Consider the following 17,436-nt stretch of genomic DNA (forward strand, 5'->3'; position numbering starts at 1 on the left):
TGCTATAAGTGCCGGGATGGGTATCGATCAGCAAACCGCTTACGCCCGCTCGGGCGGACGCCCCCAGGATCAGGTCTGTTTCTGGCGCGAACAGCGCTATGACGATCTCGAGTGTCTGAAAGCGCGGTTTTACCGCCACAGCTACGCCCCGCATACCCATGACACCTTCGCCGTGGGGGTGATCCTTTCCGGCGCGGAGGCCTTCCGCTACCGGGGAACCCGCCACATCGCCCCGGCGGGCAGCCTGGTCGCGGTGAACCCCGACGAACTGCACGATGGCGAACCCGAGGGCGATACCTACGCCTACCGCATGTTCTATCCCTCGGTTGCCTTGGTTCAGCAGATCGCCGCCGATTTGGGCGAGCGCCATACCGGCTTCACCGCCTTTCGCGATCCGGTGATCGACGATCCTGAACTGGCCGCCAGCTTCATTCAGCTCCATGCCCTGCTGGAGTACGGCGCGCCCCGCCTTGCGGTGGATGAAGCCTTTACCGAGGCGATGACCGTCATGGTGGCGCGCCATAGCTGTACCGACGCCGGGGGGCGCCGTCTGGGGCGGGAAAGCCAGGCGGTGGGCCGCGTGCGGCGCCTGCTGGACGACTGCTACATGCAAGACCTGACCCTTGAAGATCTGGCACGGGAGGCCGGGTTCAGCCGCTTTCATCTGCTGCGCCGGTTTCGCCGTGAACTGGGGATCACCCCGCACACCTACCTCACCGGGCGGCGGGTGGCCGCGGCCAAGGCACAGCTCGCCGGGCCGGCGCCTCTGAGCGAGATCGCCATCAATTGCGGCTTTTACGATCAGAGCCACTTCACCCGGGCCCTCAAGGGCTGGACGGGGCTGACCCCGGGTCAGTACCGCCGCGGCCTGCCGGGACCCGCAGGCGGGTTCGAGCCACTCTCCGCCGAACGGCCGCTATCCTAAACGATCTGGCCTTCGTGGATCGGCACGTTGCAGACCAGAAACCGCCGGACCTCGCCTTGCTGCCCCAGAGGCAGAATAAGGCGGTGCCAATGGCTGACGGTAATTGACCGCGGCGCTTCGTGCACCGTGAAGAGTGGTTGCCGCAGCGCGATGACGGCCTGATAGCAGGCGGCAAAAAAGATCCGAATCTCATCCAGGGTCGCGATGTCCGAGACGGTCTGTCCGGTCATGTCGAAACCGGAGACCGCGGCGATCTTGCTGCCGTAAAGCGCATAGCGGAACTCGCAGGACCCTTCGAGCCGGTCGACAAGCATCAGATAGCCGAGCGCCGGGCGCAGGGCTTCCGGGTCCACCTTCAGTTGATCGGGGATGCCGCCGACCCTTGGCAGGCCTTGCCAGTACCGCAGGGCGGCCCGCTGCATCTCGGTCGGCAGGTCTGCCTCGCCAGGGTCGCACAAAAGCTGGGCGCCGTTGACCTGGATGTCGAGATGGGCCGCGGGATCGCCCCGGTGACCGGGGCCTTCCAGATAGCTGACGATACGCTCCGCGGTTGCCAGTGCTGTCGGCGGCTTCATAAACAATATAACTAGATTTTGATGGTAGAAATCAAGCGCCGATTGAAAAAGGCATCAGGTCGGTAACATAGGTTCCGGGCCCTTAAGACAGTCCTACCGCTGCAGGTCGGCGCTAAAGCCAACCCTTGGGGTGGTGAGCAATTTCATGCAAGACGCCGGGCGCCGCGCCCCTGCAGATTCCGGCCCGGGCAGAATTTGGGCCCGGGCAGAATTTGGGTCCGGTTCCAATCTCAATACGAGAGCGCTTTCTTGAGCAAGGTTTCTACAGTCCGGCCGAACAGCGAGTTCAACGACGGGGTGGTCAGGATCACCCCTCTGCTGGTGGCTGTCATCGTCTACGGACTGCTGTTCGGCACCCTGGCGGCACAGAAGGGCCTTTCACCCCTGGAGACGGCCTTGATGAGCGCCATGGTCTTTGCCGGCGCCTCGCAGTTCGTTGCCGTGGAAATCTGGACTTCGCCGCCGGCCATCCTTCTCCTGGGGGCCACCGCCCTGATGGTCAATCTGCGCCATGTGCTGATGGGGGCGGCCATCGCGCCCTTCATGAGGGGCTGGTCGCGCGGCCAGGCCTATGGCGGCTTGTTCTTCATGGCCGACGAGAACTGGGCCTTTGCCCTGCAGCGCAGCGCGACGGCGCCGCTGACCCCGGGCTATTACTTCGGTCTCTGTCTGCCGCTTTACGTCGGCTGGATCGCCTGCACCACCCTGGGCGCCGTCTTCGGCGGCTTCCTGCAGGACCCGGCGCGCTACGGCCTCGATTTCGCCTTCACCGCGGTCTTCCTGACCCTGCTGACCGGGCTCTGGAAAGGCAAGCGCAGCTTCCTGCCCTGGGGCGCTGCGGCCCTGGCCGCCGTGGCCGGCCATCTGCTGCTGCCCGGGGTCTGGTACATCGCGCTCGGCGGTCTGGCCGGGGCCGCCGTCGGGGCGCTGCAGCCGCTGACCGTCGCGGAGGGTGAAACCGATGGGGCCTGACATCCTGCAGATCGACCCGCTGGTTTTCGCCGCCATCGCGGCCATGGCCGCCGCGACCTATGCGACGCGGGTCTTCGGTTACTGGCTGGTGCGGCGCACGACGGTGAGCGGCCGCCTGGCCGGCGCACTGGAGGCGGTGCCGGGCGCCGTCCTGACGGCGATCATCGCCCCCATGGCCTTTGCCACCGGCGCAGCGGAAAGCGGTGCAGCCTTGCTGACGGTGTTGCTGGCCCAGCGCCTGCCGCTGCTGCCGACGGTGGCAGGGGGCTGCCTGGCTGTGGTCGGCCTCAGGATGCTGTTGGGTTAGCGCTTTCGCGCTTTTACGGCGCCGGGAGGGGGAGCGGGCTGGAACCGCATCGACGCAAGTCTAAAACGCTGCGAGGTCGCGGAAGAAGCGAGGGACAGCGCTGGCCCGCCATGTTAGGGTCCGGCCTCTAACCCTTTCCATTCCATCGCCATCTAACTTGATTTGGGGGCAACCATGGCAACCAATGCTGAAATTGCTGCGCGCCTTCTGCGCGACGCGGCCGGCTTCTTCCGCTCTGTGGGAGAGCAGAATGCGCCCCTGAAGGAGCATATGGACAACAACGCCCAGGCCTTCGAGATCATGGCCGACCGGGTCGAGACCGATCCGACCGGCGAAGCCTCCTTCGGCGAGGGCACGCCTCCGCCGCCGCCAGCAGAAAGCTAATAGTTTTCGCTTTTATGCGGCGCCGGCCCGCTCCCCCTCCCGGCCACCCATAGGATAATCGCATTGGGTGGCCGGGAGGGGGAGCGGGCCGGAACCGTCTACATCAAAAACATTCTCTAATCCTGCTGACGTTTCAGCAGGCGCAGCCTTAGGGCATTCAGCTTGATGAAGCCGGCGGCGTCGCGCTGGTCGTAGACCGAGTCCTCCTCGAAGGTGACGTGCTCCATGGAATAGAGCGAGTCCGGTGACTGCCGGCCTTCGACGATGACGTTGCCCTTGTAGAGCTTCAGCCGCACCTGGCCGTTGACCTTTTCCTGGCTCTTGTCGATCAGCGCCTGCAGCATCTCGCGCTCCGGCGAGAACCAGAAGCCGTTGTAGAGCAGCTCCGCATAGCGCGGCATCAGCTCGTCCTTCAGATGGGCGGCGCCGCGGTCCAGGGTGATGGACTCCATGGCCCGGTGGGCGGTCAGCAGGATGGTGCCGCCGGGGGTCTCGTAGACGCCGCGGCTTTTCATGCCGACGAAGCGGTTCTCCACCAGGTCCAGCCGTCCGATGCCGTTGTCGCCGGCCAGTTTGTTGAGCCGGGTCAGCAGGGCGGCGGGGCTGAGCGCCTCGCCGTCGATGGCGACGGGATCACCCTGCTTGAAGTCGATGGTGATCACCGTCGGCTTGTCCGGTGCATCTTCCGGCGCGACCGAGCGGGAATAGATGTACTCCTCCGGTGTATCCCAGGGGTCTTCCAGCACTTTGCCCTCGGCGGAGATGTGCAGCAGGTTGGCGTCGACCGAAAAGGGCGCCTCGCCGCGCTTGTCCTTGGCGATGGGGATCTGGTGCTGTTCGGCGAAGTCGATCAGCCGGGTCCGGCTGGTCAGGTCCCACTCGCGCCAGGGCGAAATGACGTGGATGTCGGGGTTGAGCGCATAGTAGCCGAGCTCAAAGCGCACCTGGTCGTTGCCCTTGCCGGTGGCGCCGTGACAGACCGCGTCGGCCCCGGTTTCGGCGGCGATTTCGATCTGGCGCTTGGCGATCAGCGGCCGGGCGATGGAGGTGCCCAGCAGGTAGACCCCTTCGTAGACCGCATTGGCGCGGAACATCGGAAAGACGTAATCGCGCACGAAGTCCTCGCGCAGGTCCTCGATGAAGATGTTCTCCGGCTTGATGCCGAGCAGCTCGGCCTTCTTGCGCGCCGGCTCCAGCTCTTCGCCCTGGCCCAGGTCGGCGGTGAAGGTCACCACCTCACAGTTATAGGTGGTCTGCAGCCACTTCAGGATGACGGAGGTGTCGAGACCGCCGGAGTAGGCGAGCACGACTTTCTTGATCTCGGACATGGTGGTTGAGTGCCTCTGGGCTTTTTTAGGTTTATACGGCACCGGCCCGCTCCCCCTCCCGGCCAGCCAATGAAATTGTCCTAGTGGGTAGCCGGGAGGGGGAGCGGGCTGGAACCGCTGCGACGCAGATCGAAAACGCCTCTAACGGAAAATCCGCGCGAGTATAGGCAAAGCACCGCTGGGGGCAAGGCTAGCGGGCGATGCCGGCCGTCAATCGAAAATCTCTGAGATGTCCCGCGGTTTCTTCAGCGCCGGCCAGTCGGCGAAGGCGAAGACCCAGATCATGACGATGTTCACCGGCGGCAGGATCATGAGCAGCGACCAGAGCCGGGAGAAGCCCGCCTTTTTCAGAATCCTGGCGTGCAGCCAGATATAGACGGCGGCGGCGATGACGATCATCGGCCAGAAGACGAGCAGGAAAAGCGTCACGGTCGTCCCTCCGGTCTCAACGCTGCGACGGCTGCACGTTGGGCCGCACGTTGGGCCATTGGGAAAAGGCCAGGATCATCGGGGCGATGAAACCGCCGAAGGGGAGAAACACCATCAGCGAGAGCGCAGGCGGCAGGCCGGCGCGCGTGAAGACCCGCCAAAGCGGATAGATGCAAAGAACGCCAAAGATGAGGCCCGCGAGGAGGACAACCACCATAACGACCAGACTCCCGATTTCTTCAGGCTGGTGTGAATGGCGACTGCCGAAACCCTAAAGCGGTTCAGCCGGCGGGCCAAGACGGAACCGCTCGCGGTGTCAGGCCGCGGCGGCCGCCGCGCGTTCGCTTTTCTTTTTGCGTTCGGATTCCGACTTCAACTGGCCGCAGGCGGCCAGGATGTCGTCGCCGCGGGTGGCGCGCACCGGGCTGGAGATATGCGCCGCCGAAAGGATATCGGCGAAGCGTTTGATCCGGGCGGCGTCGGAGCATTCGAAGAAGGAGCCGGGCCAGGGGTTGAAGGGGATCAGGTTCACCTTGGCCGGGATGTCCTTCAACAGCCGGATCAGGCGCTTGGCGTCCTGGTCGCTGTCGTTCACGCCTTTCAGCATGACGTACTCGAAGGTGATGCGCCGGGCGTTGTGGGTGCCCGGATAGTTGCGGCAGGCGTCCAGCAGCATCTTCAGCGGATACTTGTTGTTGATCGGCATGATCTTGCTGCGGGTCTCGTCGTCGGTGGCGTGCAAGGAGACCGCCAGGTTCACGTCAAGCTCGCGCCCGCAGCGTTCCATCTCCGGCACCACGCCGGAGGTCGAAAGGGTGATCTTGCGCTTGGAGATCGACAGCCCCTCGTTGTCCATGGCGATCTTCATCGCCGTGGCGACGTTGTCGTAGTTGTAGAGCGGCTCACCCATGCCCATCAGGACGATGTTGGTGATCTTGCGTCCCTCCGCCGGTACCTCAGAATCGTCCTTGGGCCATTCGCCCAGATCGTCGCGGGCAACCATGATCTGGCCGACAATCTCCGCCGGCGAGAGGTTGCGCACCAGGCGCTGGGTGCCGGTATGGCAGAACTTGCAGGTCAGGGTGCAGCCGACCTGGCTGGAAACGCAGAGCGTGCCGCGGTCCTCTTCGGGGATGTAGACCGTCTCCACCTCCTGGCCGTCCGGCAGGCTGAGCAGCCACTTGCGGGTGCCGTCTTTTGAAATCAGGGCCTGATTGACAGCCGGCCGGCGCACCACGTGGGTTTCGGTCAGGCGGGCCCGGAAATCCTTGGAAAGGGTGGTCATGGCGGCGAAGTCGGTCTCGCCGCGGTGGTAGATCCAGTGCCAGAGCTGCTTGGCGCGGAACGGCTTTTCGCCCAGCTCGGCCATGACCGCCGCCAGTTCGGCGCGCGACAGCCCGACGAGGTTGCGGCGCTCGTCGTCGGCTTCGCGCGGCGGCGCGAAGGCTTCTGCGTGGGACTGGCTCATAACGGCTTAGATACGCCTTCGACGGCCCAGCGGCAAGGCTGGGCGGTCAAGGGGACGGCGGTTTGAGAAACCCGCCTATCCGGCGCAGGCCCTTTCGATCGCCCGGTAGGCCTTGGTAAAGCCGGAGAGCGAGTAGGTGTCGGTGGTTTGGGTGCCGCGGGACGAGACGCCGCGCACCACCATGGTGCTGCCCCTGATCATGGCATCAACCAGCTTGCGGTCGGTCGGGTTGTCCACCGCCCAGGCGGTTTCGCCCTGGGTGAAAAGCTTCACCTTCATGGCGCCGACCTGGATTTCAACCGGGGCGTTCTCCTGATAGACGTAGCCGGCCTGGATACTCACCTCGTCGATGCGATCCTCGGCCGGGCGCCGGGTCACCATGGCGTGGATTTCGCCGCGGGCAGTGTAGTTGCCCTCGGCCTTGGTGGGCTCGCTGGCGATGAAGCAGGTCACGCTGTCGCCTTCGGTGAATTTGAAGGCGCTCCAGTCTGCGAAGTCGCCGAGCCGCTCGACCCCCTGGGCGCGGGCGCCGGAAGGAACAAAGGCCGCAGCAAGTGCCGTGGTGAAGGCGAAAAACAGGATGGGGATGAGGAGGTTAAGTCGCATGGGCCCCGCGGATGGGATGTTAATCCAGGACGTGAAAGTTATTATAGGGCCGACAGGCAAGGCTGACACCCCTGCATTTGAACGCTTAATGTCTTGCCTTATAACAAATGCGCGAGCCATTCAAAGACAATAGTTTATACCCTCCCCCCAGGGCCGTTGGGGGACCAAGGGCTGCGGCGGTTGAGTTGATCGGCTGCAGCCCCCATCTGCCCGCCGGGGCCGGTTTGGGCGGAAAATGGGTGAAGCAATGGAACTGGTTAATGATTGATGCTCTTTTTTGCGGACTTTCGGCTGATCCAGCCGCCGCCAGCCGCCGTAATAGTTTTAGTAACGATACAGGCGGCAAACGTGGCGGTACGCAAAGAAGCGGCCCTGTCGGTCGGATTTTCACTCGGGGGGCCAGCTAGAGTGGCTGTTGTCCCCGGGCGCCCGAACGGCAAGCTGGACCCCGGCCATCTGGCCGATTTGCTGGTCTCGGTGGGCAGCCGGCGGGACCGCGCCGCTTTTGCCGAGTTGTTTCGCTACTTCGGTCCCAGGGTTAAGGCCTACCTGATGCGTCAGGGGGCCAGCGAAGCCCAGGCCGAGGAGTTGGTGCAGGAAGCGATGATCATGGTCTGGCGCCGGGCCGAAAGCTTCGATCGGACGAAGTCAGGCGCCAGTACGTGGATCTTCACCATCGCGCGGAACAAGCGGATCGATGCGCTGCGCCGCGAAAAGCGGCCGGAATTTGACCCGCAGGACCCGGCGCTGGTGCCGGCGCCGACGGAGAATGCAGATGACGTGGTCGAAGCCGGACAGCAGTCCTTGCGGCTTTCGATTGCGATCAAGGATTTATCGAGAGAGCAAGCGGATTTGGTAAGAATGGCCTATTTCGAGGACAAGGCGCACGGCGCGATCGCCGAGGAGACAGCGTTGCCCCTGGGCACTGTGAAGTCCCGTCTGCGCCTGGCTCTGGGCCATCTCCGAAAAGCTCTGGTGGAGGAACAGTGATGCCTGAGCATCATCTTTCTGAAGAGATCTTGATGGCCTATGCGGCCGGCAGCCTGCCGGAGGCGTTGTCGCTGGTGGTCGCCAGTCACATAACGCTCTGCCCCGTTTGCCGTTCGAAGGTCGAGACCTATGAGGCCCTGGGCGGTTCGCTGATGGAAGACATCAGCCCGGCCAGTCTGCCGGAATCGGCGCTGAGCAATATCTTCGCCGTGCTGGACAGTGACGAGGGCGCCGAGGAGAAGACCGTTCCCTGGGGCGGTACCTTCACGCCGTCACAGCAGGAGCGGGAGAGGGATCCGCTTCCCAGGCCGCTGCGCGACTACCTGGGCGAGAACCTTTCGGCCTTGCCCTGGCGTCCGGTAATCCGCGGCGTCGAAGAGGCGGAAATCACCCTGGGCAGCAACGGCGCCAGAACCCGTCTGATGCGTATTCCCGCCGGGGTCGCGATGCCGCGTCACACCCATGGCGGGGAGGAAATCACCCTGGTGCTGGAAGGCGGCTACAGCGATGCCGACGGCCATTTCGGGCGCGGCGATGTTCAGCTTGCCGATCCTTCGGTCGACCACCAGCCGGTGGCCGATGACGGGGAGGACTGCCTCTGCCTCGTGGTCAGCGACGCCCCCTTGAAGCTCACCGGGCCCATCGGCCGCTGGCTGAACCCCTTTATCTCTTACTGACAGCCGGCAGGCCCTGGCGCCTGAGCACGGATTCATCTGAACGGCCGGGCCAAGCGCTGCCTTTGGCTTTTCAGCCGCTTGGCCGTCGATCTCTCCGGACAGAGGCGGCGCCTCGCTAGCCCTTGCAATTTGCCCAGCATAATTGCATTGAATAAAAGCTATATATGCATATATTTGCCGTCATGGACGACCGTATCGAGCAGACCAAGGCGCTGGCCAGCGACGCGCGCATGGCGGTGCTGGACTGGCTGAAGGAGCCGCAGCGCCACTTCGGGCATCAGCAAACCGGCGATCCGGCGGAAATCGGCGTTTGCGTCACGCTGATCACCGAGAAGCTGGGCATGAGCCAGCCGACGGTCAGCCGCCATCTTGAGCTTCTGCGCCGGGCCGGCTTCGTCGCGGTCAACCGCATCGGCCGATGGTCGTTCTTCTCCCGCAACGAGGCGGGCCTCTCGGACTATCGGCGCTGGCTGCATGACAATCTCTGAAGACCTCGACCCCAAAGATCTGGTTCCCAAAGATCTGGTCTTGGCAGACCCCGCTGCCGTCGATGACGTTCTGCTGCCCGGCTTCGAGCGGCGCAGGGTGACGACTGAGGACGGCGCGATCCTTGCCCTGGTCGGCGGCTCGGGGCCGCCGCTGCTGATGCTGCATGGCGATCCGCAGACCCATCTCTGCTGGCACCGGATGGCGCCCCGGCTGGCCCGGCAGTTCACCGTCGTGCTGACCGACCTGCGCGGGCGGGGCGAGAGCCATAAGCCCGCCCGCTCGGACGATCACCGGGCCTACAGCAAACGGGCCATGGCGGCGGAGCAGGCGGCGGTGATGGACCGTCTCGGGTTCGACCGTTTCGCCCTGGTCGGTCACGACCGCGGTGCCCGCGTGGCCCGGCGTCTGGCCCTGGATCATCCCGACAGGGTTACCCGTCTGGCGGTCATGGACATCGTCCCCGCGCTCGATTTCTACGAGCGGGCGGACGCCGCCATTGCTCAGGATTATTTCTACTTCTTCTTTCTGACCCAGCCCTATCCCGCGCCGGAAAGGCTGATCGCCGGAGACCCGGCTCATTTCATGGGCCGGATCCTCACCGGCCTGACAGCCAAGGAAGTTTCTTACGACCCCCTTGCCCTCGACGCCTACCTGCAGGCGGCGACCCGGGAGGACGCTATCGCGGCGATGTGCGAGTGTTTTCGCGCCGGCATCTCCCTGGACCTCGAACACGACCGGCAGGACCGCGCGGCCGGCCGCAGGATCGCCTGCCCGACCCTTGTCTTCTGGGGAGAGGAGGGCGTGGTCGGCCGCCATTTCGATATCAGTGCGATCTGGCGGGGCTGGGCGGAGACCGTTGCTTTTGCGCCCCTGTCCTGCGGGCACTTCATCCCGGAAGAGGCGCCCGAAGCCGCGACCGGCCAGCTCCTCACCTTCCTGCAGGACCGCTGAGCGCGCAGTCCTAGCCGCCGCCGTCCGAACCTGTTTTCTTACGGCGAATCTTCTGGCCGCCGGAGACGTGTTCAGGCAGGGCCTGGGGCTCGCTGCGGGGGTTGGTGGCGCGGCGCGCGAAGCGGCCCAGGGAAAGCTGGCGGTCGTACATCACCAGGGCGCCGGCGAGACCGACATTGATGCAGAACTTGGTCGGGATCTTCACCAGGTGATCGCAGCGCGCCTGCATCGCGGGCGACAGGCTGCCGCGTTCCGGCCCCAATACATAGGCGGCCGCCTGGGGGTGAAAGAACGACGGCAGTTCCACCGCATCGTCGGTCAGTTCGATCCCGACCAGGGCGCAGCCCCGCGGCAGCATCAGCTCGTCGACGGAGGCGAAGGTATAGAGCGGCAGGTGCTTGGCCGCATCGGAGGTGTCGGAGTGTTTCACCTCCTTCACCTTGAAAGCCGGTTCTATGGCGAAGAAGAAGCTGGCGCCGAAGGCATGGGCCGTGCGCAGCAGGCTGCCCAGGTTCATCGGCTTGCTGATTCCCTCAGCCCCAATTGCGAAGTATCCGCGCATGGCGCGAAAACTTGCATGGCCGGGCTGCCGGAGGCAAGCTGCTTGGCGGCTGCACAAAGCGGCCTTTTCTGACCTTGGTGACCCCTTTCATGGCCCTGGAACCCCTTTCTTTCAACCGCGGTAAAGCTGTTTCCGCCGCGCCACCCGCCACCGCCCTGCAAGCCGATCCGCTGCTGGTGGAGGTAACGCGCGGCAACATGGTCGAGAGCGGGCACCGGGCCGCTGTCGCCCTGGTGGACGTGAAGGGCAACGTCGTACTCTCCGCCGGCGATATCGACCGTCCGGTCTATGCGCGCTCGGCCATCAAGTCGCTGCAGGCCATTGCCCTGGTCGAAAGCGGCGGCGCAGAAGCCTACGACGTTTCCGCCGCCGAACTGGCCATGGCCTGCGCCAGCCATTCCGGCGAGCCGCGCCACGCCGAAACCGCTGAAGCCTGGCTGCAGAGGATCGGCTGTTCCGTTGAAGACCTGGAATGCGGTCCGCAGTTGCCCAGTCACGAGCCCTCGATGATCGCCCTGCTGGCCACCGGCAAGCTGCCCACGGCGGCGCACAACAACTGTTCGGGCAAGCACTCGGGTTTCCTCACCCTCGCCCGCCATCTCGGCGTGCCGACCAAGGGTTACGTGAAGCTCGAGCACCCGGTGCAGCAGCGCATCCTCGGCGTTCTGGAGGGGATGACCGGCCTGGATCTGGGTTCGGCGCCGCGCGGCATCGACGGCTGCAGCATCCCGGTCATCGGCATGCCTCTGGGCAATATTGCGCTGGCCATGGCCCGGCTCGGCGTGCCCGACGATCAGCCGGAGCCGCGCCGGGCGGCCTGCGCGCGTATCCGCGCGGCGGTGGCGGAGGAACCTTTCATGGTCGCCGGCAGCGGGCGCTTCGATACTCTGGTGATGGAGCAGACCGGCGCCAAGGCCTTGATCAAGACCGGGGCCGAAGGCGTCTACTGCGGCAGTTTTCCCGAGCTTGGCCTGGGTGCGGCGATCAAGGTCGAAGACGGGGCGGGCCGGGCGGCGGAAATCCTGATGGGCCGTCTGCTGCGTCATCTTGACATCCTGAGCGAAGAGGCCGCGGCTGCCCTTGGCGGCGTCCTGCAAGCACCGCTGCACAACCGTGCCGGTCTGACGGTGGGCGAGGTTCGGCCTGCGGAACGGATCCCTTTCTGAAAACTTGTGAGTCGAGGTGCTGACACGATGCGCGCTGTCGTCTGCCGTGCCTGGGGCGATCCTGAAGACCTGAAGATCGAAGAACTGCCCGATCCGGTACCGGGACCCGGTGAGGTCCTTCTGGAAGTGGCCGCCGCCGGGGTGAACTTTGCCGACACCCTGATGATCGCCGGCAAGTATCAGGAACGCCCGGATTTTCCTTTTTCGCCGGGCCTGGAGGTTGCGGGGCGCATCAAGGTTCTGGGCGATGGCGTGACCGGGCTCAGTGCCGGCCAACGGGTGCTGGCCCTGACCGACCGCGGCGGCTATGCCACGGCGACGGTGGCGCGGGCCGCCGATGTCTTTCCCATCCCCGACGGCCTCGGCTGGGCGGAGGCTGCGGGCTTCCCCATTACCTATGGCACCGCCCATGGCGCGCTGCGCTGGCATGGCCGTTTGCAGGCCGGCGAGACCCTGCTGGTGCATGGGGCGGCCGGCGGCGTCGGCTTGGCGGCGGTGGAGATCGGCAAGGCCATCGGCGCCCGGGTGATCGCCACGGCGGGCGGCGCCGAGAAGCTGGCAGTCGCCGAAGCCCACGGCGCCGATGAGCTGATCGACTACCGCAGCGAGGACATTCGCGAGCGGGTGAAGGCCCTGACCGACGGCCAGGGCGCCGATGTCGTCTTCGACCCGGTCGGCGGCGACGTCTTCGATGCCTCGCTGCGCTGCATCGCCTGGTCGGGCCGCCTGCTGATCATCGGTTTCGCCGCCGGGCGGGTGCCGCAGATCCCGGCCAACATTCTGCTGGTGAAGAACGTCGCCGCCATGGGGATCTACTGGGGCTCCTACCGTCAGAAGGCGCCGGAGCTGCTGGCCGAAGAATTCCGCGAACTCTTTGCCTGGTTCGAGGAAGGCAAACTCAAGCCACACGTTTCACACAAGCACGACCTCGCGGAAGCCGCGGAAGCCATGGCTTTGCTGCTGTCCCGCCGCTCCACCGGCAAGGTGGTCCTGACCACGGGGGCGGCGTAGAGTCTCTCTGCGATGTCATGCTGCCGTCCCCCCGAACAAGCCGTCGCGAGCGCGCGTCATCAGAGCCCGTCATGAACGATAGCGTCCGCGACCAATACGAAGCCTACCCCTATCCCTCCCGCGATCCCGCCGAAGAGGTGAAACGCCTGGTTGTCGGTTCGCCCAGCAACCTGATGGAACTGAACCACTATCTCTTTGCCGGGCGGCGCGACTTCAGCCGGCCCTTCAGGGCCTTGGTGGCCGGCGGCGGCACCGGCGATGCCGCCATCATGCTGGCGCAGCAGCTCGCCGATGCGGGCGGCCCGGGCGAGGTCGTTTATCTCGATCTCTCGCAGTCGTCGCGCGCCATCGCCGAGGCGCGCTGCGTCGCCCGCGGTCTGACCAACCTGCGCTTTGTCACCGGCTCCTTGCTGACGCTGGCGGACCTCGACCTCGGGCTGTTCGATTACATCGACTGCTGCGGTGTGCTGCATCATCTGAAGGATCCTGCTGCCGGACTGACCGCGTTGGCCGGGTCCTTGAAGGACGACGGCGGCATGGGGCTGATGGTCTATGGCACCCTGGGGCGGGACGGCGTCTATCCCCTGCAGGAAATGCTCCGCCGGCTCGGCGGTGAGCGGCCGCTGGCCGATCAGGTGGCGCTGGCGCGGCGCATGCTGAGCGGCCTGCCGGCCAGCAACCTCTTCGCCCGCAACCCTGTGATCCGCGATCACGGCGGCAGCGATGCGGAGCTGGTCGACCTCCTGCTGCACAGCCAGGACCGCGCCTATCTGGTCGAAGAGGTGGCGGCTCTGGTGGAGGGCTGTGGCCTGAAGCTCGTCTCGTTCATCGAGCCGCTGCGCTATGACCCGGCGACCTATGTAAAAGATCCGGTGCTGCTCAGGGAGTTTTCCGGGCTCGCGCCCCTGGAGCGCGCGGCCTTTGCCGAGAAGCTGGCCGGCAACCTGAAAACCCATGTCTTCTATGTTTCGAAGAACATGATCGAGGATACGGTGGCGACTGCGGCGGGCCGCGATGCGATCCCCTGCCTGCGCGTGTTCCAGGGCCCACAGCTTGCCAAGGCGGTGCAGCGCGATCTCGCCTTGAAGGGGGAGTTCGATGGCCTCAGCCTGCAGTTCCCCTTACCGCGCCTCGCCCCGGCGATCCTGCCCTGGATCGACGGCGACACGCCCCTGGGCACGATCCAGGAAACCCTGCACGATCTCGACCCGCGCCACGACTGGGGCAGTTTCAAGGCCCAGTTCGACCAACTCTACGCGGTGCTGAACGGCCTCAACCACCTCTTCGTGCGCTATCCGGTATAATGGTGCCGATGCCAAGGGCAGCGACCCTTTGGTCATACTTCGAGACGACCGCTGCGCGGTCTCCTCAGTATGAGGTCATCATTCCACTGAAACCTTCCCACCTCACCCTGAGGAGCGGTCTGCAGGACCGCGTCTCGAAGGGTGCTCCAGGGCCAAAGAAAAAGGGCGGCCCCCTTTTCGGGAACCACCCACTTTTTCTTTGCCGGTCTGTCGACCGGCGGGGCCTGCAGTCCGGACCTTAGCTGGCGCCGTGGTCCAGGCCGATGTCCCGCAACAGGTGCAGGTCCAGGTCGCGGGTGGCATGGGCCAGACGCCGCTCCCGGCGTTCGGCCAGGTAGGCGTCGCGCAGGTTGGTGAAGGTTTCACGGACGGCTTCGCCGATGCCGCCCAGCAGGCCCACGGCCGACTGGCCGGGCAGGTAAGGACGGGCAGTGTGGATCACGTTGGCCATGGTCCTGTCTCCTATCTGTCTTGGTGGCCCGGCCACTATCGCCAGGGGTCCGGAGCCACCGGTTGTTCCCAATCTCTTATGCGACAGATAATGCGGATCGAGCCCTGCGACAAATGCTGGGAATTCAGAACGTCTATGCTTTGGCAGCATAGCTAGAATTCATTTTTACTTAACAAACTCAATAGGTTGTCGCGTTCAGAACAGAAATTGTCTCACCCGCTCCAGGATTGGCAAGGAAGACCCTGGCGGGTACTTCGAAAGGGGTAGCCCTCGGGTCGTTCCACTGCTTCTGCGGCATCGCGTGTTGCGATTGAAGTCGTCACACTTGCCGGGCATCGAGGCTTGAGTTGGCAGCGATTGACCCCGGTTGCGTCTCCGCTGCGACCGGCTCAGGATGAATCGGCCGCATCCATGGGAGACACAGCATGAAGTATCGTCTCAACGTCTTCGCGTGCCTATTCGTTGCTGGCCTCATGGCCGGACTGCCGGCGCAGGCGCAGCAACTGGCCGGCCAGGTCGAGCGCCAGAAGGGTGCGGCCAGCCGCAGTGCGGGTGCCGGTACCGTCGATCTGGTGCAGGGCGCCCAGGTCTATGTCGGCGACGAGATCCGCACCGGCCCGGGTGCGCGGCTGCAGATCCGTTTCGACGATCAGTCGATGATGACCCTGGGCGAGGGCGCCCGGATCACCATCGACCAACTCGTCTATAACCCGGACGGCGAGTCCAGCCAGGCGTTGGGCATCGCCAAGGGCGTGTTCCGCTTTGCCTCCGGCCAGATCGGCAAGCTGGCGCCGGGCAACGTCTCCGTCACCACGCCGGTGGCGACCATCGGCATCCGGGGCACCGTGTTTCTCGGCGGCGAGTTGACCGTGGGCATGCCGCCCGGCCAGCCGCATTACGGCTTTCAGATTACCGAAGGCGCCATCGCGGTGATCGCGCCGGGTGGATCGGTGGTGCTTGACGAGCCGGGCGAAGGCACCTTCCTGCCGCTTGGCCGCGTCGCCGCCCCGACGCCGCCGCGCCAGTGGACCGAGGAGGAAGCCGCGGAGGCCGAGCAGGCCGTCGCCTTCTAGCGGATCAAGGCCTATAGCCAGCTCACCTACATCCAGTTCAGGGTGATGGCGGTCAGGACCAGGTAGCGGCCCAGTTTCGCGGCGGTGACCAGCAGCAGAAAGCTCCAAAGCGGTTCGCGGAGCACCCCGGCCACCACGGTCAGGGGGTCGCCGATGACCGGAACCCAGCTCGCCAGCAGCGTCCAGCGCCCGTAACGGTGGTACCAGTGCGACGCGCGGTCGAGCATCGCCGGGCTGGCGGGAAACCAGGAGCGCTCGCGAAAGCGTTCGATACCGCGTCCGAGCAGCCAATTGATCACCGAGCCCATCACGTTTCCCAGGCTGGCCACGGTGACCAGAAGCGCGACGGAATAGTTCTCCGTCAGCAGCAGCCCGACGAGGGCCGCCTCCGACTGGGTCGGCAGCAGGGTTGCCGCGGCGAGCGCGGCGAGAAACAGGCCGCCATAGACCGCGAGGTCAGCCATGCCGGGTGCGCCTTCTTGCCGCCCCGACGGGCCCTTTGGGTTTTGACTTTGCGGTCATTGACGAGGCCGGGGAAGAGGCCGGGCACCGCCGGTTCGACGATCCCGCACTCAATCCTCTCCAAGCAGCAAACCGGCTGCGAGATGTTGGAAGGCTTCGACGGCTTTTTGGAAAACGCGGCGGGGGTCGTCGGCGGCGGCGATCCACAGCGCCGCGTTAAGGGCTGCGCCGTTGAGCAACCTTGCGGCGGCTTCCGCATCCACCGGCCGGACCGTGCCCTCATCGATGAGCGCCTGAATCGTCTCTGCCGTCTTCTGCAGGCAGGCATTCTGATTCGGCCATTGTGACGGATCGCCGAGGACGGCCGGTCCGTCCAGCAGCATGATGCGCTGAATCTCCGGCTCCAGGGCCATTTCGATATAGGCGATGTGTTCCGCGAGCAGGCCCCGCCAGCGGGTCTCGGCCCGCTCCTGTTCGACGCGCATCCGGGCCAGCATCTCCGCGTCGATCTGGTCGATCACGGCCTGCAGCAGGCCCTTCTTGTCGCCGAAATTGTGGTAGAGCGCGCCCCGCGTCAGGCCCGCCTCGGCGGTCAGATCGTCCATCGACGCCGCCGCATAGCCTTTCGCCGCAAAGGCTTCCCGCGCCGCCTTGATCAGCTTGGCGCGGGTTTCCGCCACCATTTCGGCACGCTTTTTCGCAACCATGGGCCTACCCAGAAATCACAAGCCGGAAATTACATATACGTCGCGTATGCTCATTGACATACGCCTCGTATGCCCATATCTGTCGACATACGCGACGTATATCAATGACCGGGGCAGGCCGTAAAGCGCAGAAGACCGTGTGTCGCGCTTGTTGAGGCCGGTTTTGCCTCGCCGGAAAAGGAGTCGAATAGATGAGCAAACGCGATGCAGTCTTCCCCGCCGGCCGCCAGGCGCTCTACGAAAAACACCGCTATTCCGCGGCGATCCGCTCCGGCGACCTTCTGTTCGTCTCCGGCCAGGTTGGCAGCCGCGAGGACGGCTCGCCCGAGCCGGACTTCGAAAAGCAGGTCCAGCGCGCCTTCGACAATCTCACGGCCGTCTTGAAGGCCGCCGGCTGCAGCTTCGATGACGTTGTCGACGTGACCACCTTCCATACCGACCCGGACGCCCAGATCGAGGCGGTTTCGGCGGTTCGCCTCAAGGCGGTCGGCGAGGCGCCCTACCCGAACTGGACTGCCGTCGGTGTGAACTGGCTGGCGGGCTTCGATTTTGAGATCAAGGTGATCGCCCGCATTCCCGAGGCCGGCTGATCGGGAGCC

Annotated in this window: 23 protein-coding genes; 13 read left to right on the forward strand and 10 right to left on the reverse strand. The window is 65.0% G+C overall.

Translation table 11 applies throughout. The annotated features are described in order from the left end of the window. Window positions 1-16 precede the first annotated feature (16 nt). Complete coding sequence (locus tag ACP146_RS25210) at window positions 17-925, forward strand: AraC family transcriptional regulator (protein WP_422369513.1); 909 nt, start codon at window positions 17-19, stop codon at window positions 923-925. On the opposite strand, the gene ACP146_RS25215 is transcribed toward ACP146_RS25210, so the two are convergent. Beyond that, window positions 922-1,500 (reverse strand): PAS domain-containing protein, encoded by a 579-nt coding sequence (locus ACP146_RS25215; RefSeq protein WP_422369514.1) that lies wholly within the window; start codon window positions 1,498-1,500, stop codon window positions 922-924. The two genes, ACP146_RS25210 and ACP146_RS25215, sit on opposite strands and share 4 nt — an antisense overlap. A 249-nt stretch (window positions 1,501-1,749) precedes the next feature. Here ACP146_RS25215 and ACP146_RS25220 point away from each other — a divergent pair, with 249 nt between their 5' ends. The 3 genes from ACP146_RS25220 to ACP146_RS25230 all read left to right on the forward strand — a co-directional run bounded on the left by ACP146_RS25220 (window position 1,750) and on the right by ACP146_RS25230 (window position 3,163). Next, complete coding sequence (locus tag ACP146_RS25220; protein WP_422369515.1) at window positions 1,750-2,472, forward strand: AzlC family ABC transporter permease; 723 nt, start codon at window positions 1,750-1,752, stop codon at window positions 2,470-2,472. Further along, window positions 2,462-2,779, forward strand: a complete 318-nt coding sequence (locus ACP146_RS25225) for an AzlD family protein (RefSeq protein WP_422369516.1) — start codon at window positions 2,462-2,464, stop codon at window positions 2,777-2,779. Before ACP146_RS25220 ends, ACP146_RS25225 begins: the two co-directional genes overlap by 11 nt. A 174-nt stretch (window positions 2,780-2,953) precedes the next feature. Further along, window positions 2,954-3,163, forward strand: a complete 210-nt coding sequence (locus tag ACP146_RS25230; protein ID WP_422369517.1) for a hypothetical protein — start codon at window positions 2,954-2,956, stop codon at window positions 3,161-3,163. A 116-nt stretch (window positions 3,164-3,279) separates the two neighbouring features. Here the strand turns inward: ACP146_RS25230 and ACP146_RS25235 are convergent, their stop codons facing one another. From ACP146_RS25235 to ACP146_RS25255, 5 genes are all read right to left on the reverse strand, one after another. Next, entirely contained in the window at window positions 3,280-4,491 is a 1,212-nt protein-coding gene (locus ACP146_RS25235) for an argininosuccinate synthase (protein WP_422369518.1), read from the reverse strand. Between the two features lie 210 nt (window positions 4,492-4,701). After that, complete coding sequence (locus tag ACP146_RS25240; RefSeq protein WP_422369519.1) at window positions 4,702-4,920, reverse strand: hypothetical protein; 219 nt, start codon at window positions 4,918-4,920, stop codon at window positions 4,702-4,704. Between the two features lie 16 nt (window positions 4,921-4,936). Beyond that, window positions 4,937-5,137, reverse strand: coding sequence for a hypothetical protein (locus ACP146_RS25245; protein ID WP_422369520.1), 201 nt, complete (start codon window positions 5,135-5,137; stop codon window positions 4,937-4,939). Between the two features lie 99 nt (window positions 5,138-5,236). After that, entirely contained in the window at window positions 5,237-6,388 is a 1,152-nt protein-coding gene (rlmN, locus tag ACP146_RS25250) for a 23S rRNA (adenine(2503)-C(2))-methyltransferase RlmN (RefSeq protein WP_422369521.1), read from the reverse strand. Between the two features lie 75 nt (window positions 6,389-6,463). Then, a complete protein-coding gene (locus ACP146_RS25255; protein WP_422369522.1) occupies window positions 6,464-6,994 on the reverse strand; it encodes an invasion associated locus B family protein in 531 nt (176 codons plus the stop codon). A gap of 408 nt (window positions 6,995-7,402) precedes the next feature. Between ACP146_RS25255 and ACP146_RS25260 the strand changes: the two genes are divergently transcribed. The 4 genes from ACP146_RS25260 (at window position 7,403) to ACP146_RS25275 (ending at window position 10,101) form a co-directional block, all read left to right on the forward strand. After that, on the forward strand, window positions 7,403-7,984 hold the full coding sequence (locus ACP146_RS25260) for a sigma-70 family RNA polymerase sigma factor (RefSeq protein ID WP_422369523.1): 582 nt from the start codon (window positions 7,403-7,405) through the stop codon (window positions 7,982-7,984). Next, a complete protein-coding gene (locus tag ACP146_RS25265) occupies window positions 7,984-8,661 on the forward strand; it encodes a ChrR family anti-sigma-E factor (RefSeq protein ID WP_422369524.1) in 678 nt (225 codons plus the stop codon). Before ACP146_RS25260 ends, ACP146_RS25265 begins: the two co-directional genes overlap by 1 nt. Before the next feature lie 164 nt (window positions 8,662-8,825). Next, a complete protein-coding gene (locus ACP146_RS25270; protein WP_422369525.1) occupies window positions 8,826-9,149 on the forward strand; it encodes an ArsR/SmtB family transcription factor in 324 nt (107 codons plus the stop codon). After that, the gene (locus tag ACP146_RS25275) at window positions 9,136-10,101 is read left to right on the forward strand and encodes an alpha/beta fold hydrolase (RefSeq protein WP_422369526.1); all 966 of its coding nucleotides are present in this window, start codon (window positions 9,136-9,138) and stop codon (window positions 10,099-10,101) included. Before ACP146_RS25270 ends, ACP146_RS25275 begins: the two co-directional genes overlap by 14 nt. A gap of 10 nt (window positions 10,102-10,111) precedes the next feature. Here ACP146_RS25275 and ACP146_RS25280 read toward each other — a convergent pair whose 3' ends face one another. Continuing rightward, a complete protein-coding gene (locus tag ACP146_RS25280) occupies window positions 10,112-10,618 on the reverse strand; it encodes an RNA methyltransferase (protein WP_422369527.1) in 507 nt (168 codons plus the stop codon). Between the two features lie 134 nt (window positions 10,619-10,752). Between ACP146_RS25280 and ACP146_RS25285 the strand changes: the two genes are divergently transcribed. The 3 genes from ACP146_RS25285 to ACP146_RS25295 all read left to right on the forward strand — a co-directional run bounded on the left by ACP146_RS25285 (window position 10,753) and on the right by ACP146_RS25295 (window position 14,144). Continuing rightward, on the forward strand, window positions 10,753-11,829 hold the full coding sequence (locus tag ACP146_RS25285) for an asparaginase (protein ID WP_422369528.1): 1,077 nt from the start codon (window positions 10,753-10,755) through the stop codon (window positions 11,827-11,829). 27 nt (window positions 11,830-11,856) lie between these two features. Further along, window positions 11,857-12,840, forward strand: a complete 984-nt coding sequence (locus ACP146_RS25290; RefSeq protein ID WP_422369529.1) for an NADPH:quinone oxidoreductase family protein — start codon at window positions 11,857-11,859, stop codon at window positions 12,838-12,840. Between the two features lie 71 nt (window positions 12,841-12,911). Then, window positions 12,912-14,144, forward strand: a complete 1,233-nt coding sequence (locus ACP146_RS25295) for a class I SAM-dependent methyltransferase (RefSeq protein WP_422369530.1) — start codon at window positions 12,912-12,914, stop codon at window positions 14,142-14,144. Window positions 14,145-14,382: 238 nt separating this feature from the next. On the opposite strand, the gene ACP146_RS25300 is transcribed toward ACP146_RS25295, so the two are convergent. After that, entirely contained in the window at window positions 14,383-14,586 is a 204-nt protein-coding gene (locus ACP146_RS25300; protein WP_422369531.1) for a hypothetical protein, read from the reverse strand. Window positions 14,587-15,020: 434 nt separating this feature from the next. Between ACP146_RS25300 and ACP146_RS25305 the strand changes: the two genes are divergently transcribed. Then, window positions 15,021-15,668, forward strand: a complete 648-nt coding sequence (locus tag ACP146_RS25305; RefSeq protein ID WP_422369532.1) for a FecR family protein — start codon at window positions 15,021-15,023, stop codon at window positions 15,666-15,668. A gap of 26 nt (window positions 15,669-15,694) precedes the next feature. On the opposite strand, the gene ACP146_RS25310 is transcribed toward ACP146_RS25305, so the two are convergent. Next, window positions 15,695-16,132: a YqaA family protein gene (locus tag ACP146_RS25310; RefSeq protein ID WP_422369533.1), complete on the reverse strand. Its 438-nt coding sequence runs from the start codon at window positions 16,130-16,132 to the stop codon at window positions 15,695-15,697. A gap of 108 nt (window positions 16,133-16,240) precedes the next feature. After that, window positions 16,241-16,837, reverse strand: a complete 597-nt coding sequence (locus ACP146_RS25315; protein ID WP_422369534.1) for a TetR/AcrR family transcriptional regulator — start codon at window positions 16,835-16,837, stop codon at window positions 16,241-16,243. Window positions 16,838-17,028: 191 nt separating this feature from the next. Between ACP146_RS25315 and ACP146_RS25320 the strand changes: the two genes are divergently transcribed. After that, window positions 17,029-17,427 (forward strand): RidA family protein, encoded by a 399-nt coding sequence (locus ACP146_RS25320; RefSeq protein WP_422369535.1) that lies wholly within the window; start codon window positions 17,029-17,031, stop codon window positions 17,425-17,427. Window positions 17,428-17,436 lie beyond the last annotated feature (9 nt).

Origin of the sequence: Pelagibius sp. (genome assembly GCF_965249265.1) — a bacterium.
Lineage (GTDB): Bacteria > Pseudomonadota > Alphaproteobacteria > Kiloniellales > Kiloniellaceae > Pelagibius.

Bases quoted from the DNA above. Each gene is read 5' to 3' on its own strand.
- ACP146_RS25315 (WP_422369534.1), bottom strand. From the start codon at position 16,837: ATGGTTGCGAAAAAGCGTGCCGAAATGGTGGCGGAAACCCGCGCCAAG.
- ACP146_RS25270 (WP_422369525.1), top strand. From the start codon at position 8,826: ATGCATATATTTGCCGTCATGGACGACCGTATCGAGCAGACCAAGGCG.
- ACP146_RS25225 (WP_422369516.1), top strand. From the start codon at position 2,462: ATGGGGCCTGACATCCTGCAGATCGACCCGCTGGTTTTCGCCGCCATC.
- ACP146_RS25235 (WP_422369518.1), bottom strand. From the start codon at position 4,491: ATGTCCGAGATCAAGAAAGTCGTGCTCGCCTACTCCGGCGGTCTCGAC.
- ACP146_RS25230 (WP_422369517.1), top strand. From the start codon at position 2,954: ATGGCAACCAATGCTGAAATTGCTGCGCGCCTTCTGCGCGACGCGGCC.
- ACP146_RS25290 (WP_422369529.1), top strand. From the start codon at position 11,857: ATGCGCGCTGTCGTCTGCCGTGCCTGGGGCGATCCTGAAGACCTGAAG.
- ACP146_RS25295 (WP_422369530.1), top strand. From the start codon at position 12,912: ATGAACGATAGCGTCCGCGACCAATACGAAGCCTACCCCTATCCCTCC.
- ACP146_RS25210 (WP_422369513.1), top strand. From the start codon at position 17: ATGGGTATCGATCAGCAAACCGCTTACGCCCGCTCGGGCGGACGCCCC.
- ACP146_RS25305 (WP_422369532.1), top strand. From the start codon at position 15,021: ATGAAGTATCGTCTCAACGTCTTCGCGTGCCTATTCGTTGCTGGCCTC.
- ACP146_RS25320 (WP_422369535.1), top strand. From the start codon at position 17,029: ATGAGCAAACGCGATGCAGTCTTCCCCGCCGGCCGCCAGGCGCTCTAC.
- ACP146_RS25215 (WP_422369514.1), bottom strand. From the start codon at position 1,500: ATGAAGCCGCCGACAGCACTGGCAACCGCGGAGCGTATCGTCAGCTAT.
- ACP146_RS25280 (WP_422369527.1), bottom strand. From the start codon at position 10,618: ATGAACCTGGGCAGCCTGCTGCGCACGGCCCATGCCTTCGGCGCCAGC.
- ACP146_RS25275 (WP_422369526.1), top strand. From the start codon at position 9,136: ATGACAATCTCTGAAGACCTCGACCCCAAAGATCTGGTTCCCAAAGAT.
- ACP146_RS25310 (WP_422369533.1), bottom strand. From the start codon at position 16,132: ATGGCTGACCTCGCGGTCTATGGCGGCCTGTTTCTCGCCGCGCTCGCC.
- ACP146_RS25255 (WP_422369522.1), bottom strand. From the start codon at position 6,994: ATGCGACTTAACCTCCTCATCCCCATCCTGTTTTTCGCCTTCACCACG.
- ACP146_RS25245 (WP_422369520.1), bottom strand. From the start codon at position 5,137: ATGGTGGTTGTCCTCCTCGCGGGCCTCATCTTTGGCGTTCTTTGCATC.
- rlmN (WP_422369521.1), bottom strand. From the start codon at position 6,388: ATGAGCCAGTCCCACGCAGAAGCCTTCGCGCCGCCGCGCGAAGCCGAC.
- ACP146_RS25285 (WP_422369528.1), top strand. From the start codon at position 10,753: ATGGCCCTGGAACCCCTTTCTTTCAACCGCGGTAAAGCTGTTTCCGCC.
- ACP146_RS25265 (WP_422369524.1), top strand. From the start codon at position 7,984: ATGCCTGAGCATCATCTTTCTGAAGAGATCTTGATGGCCTATGCGGCC.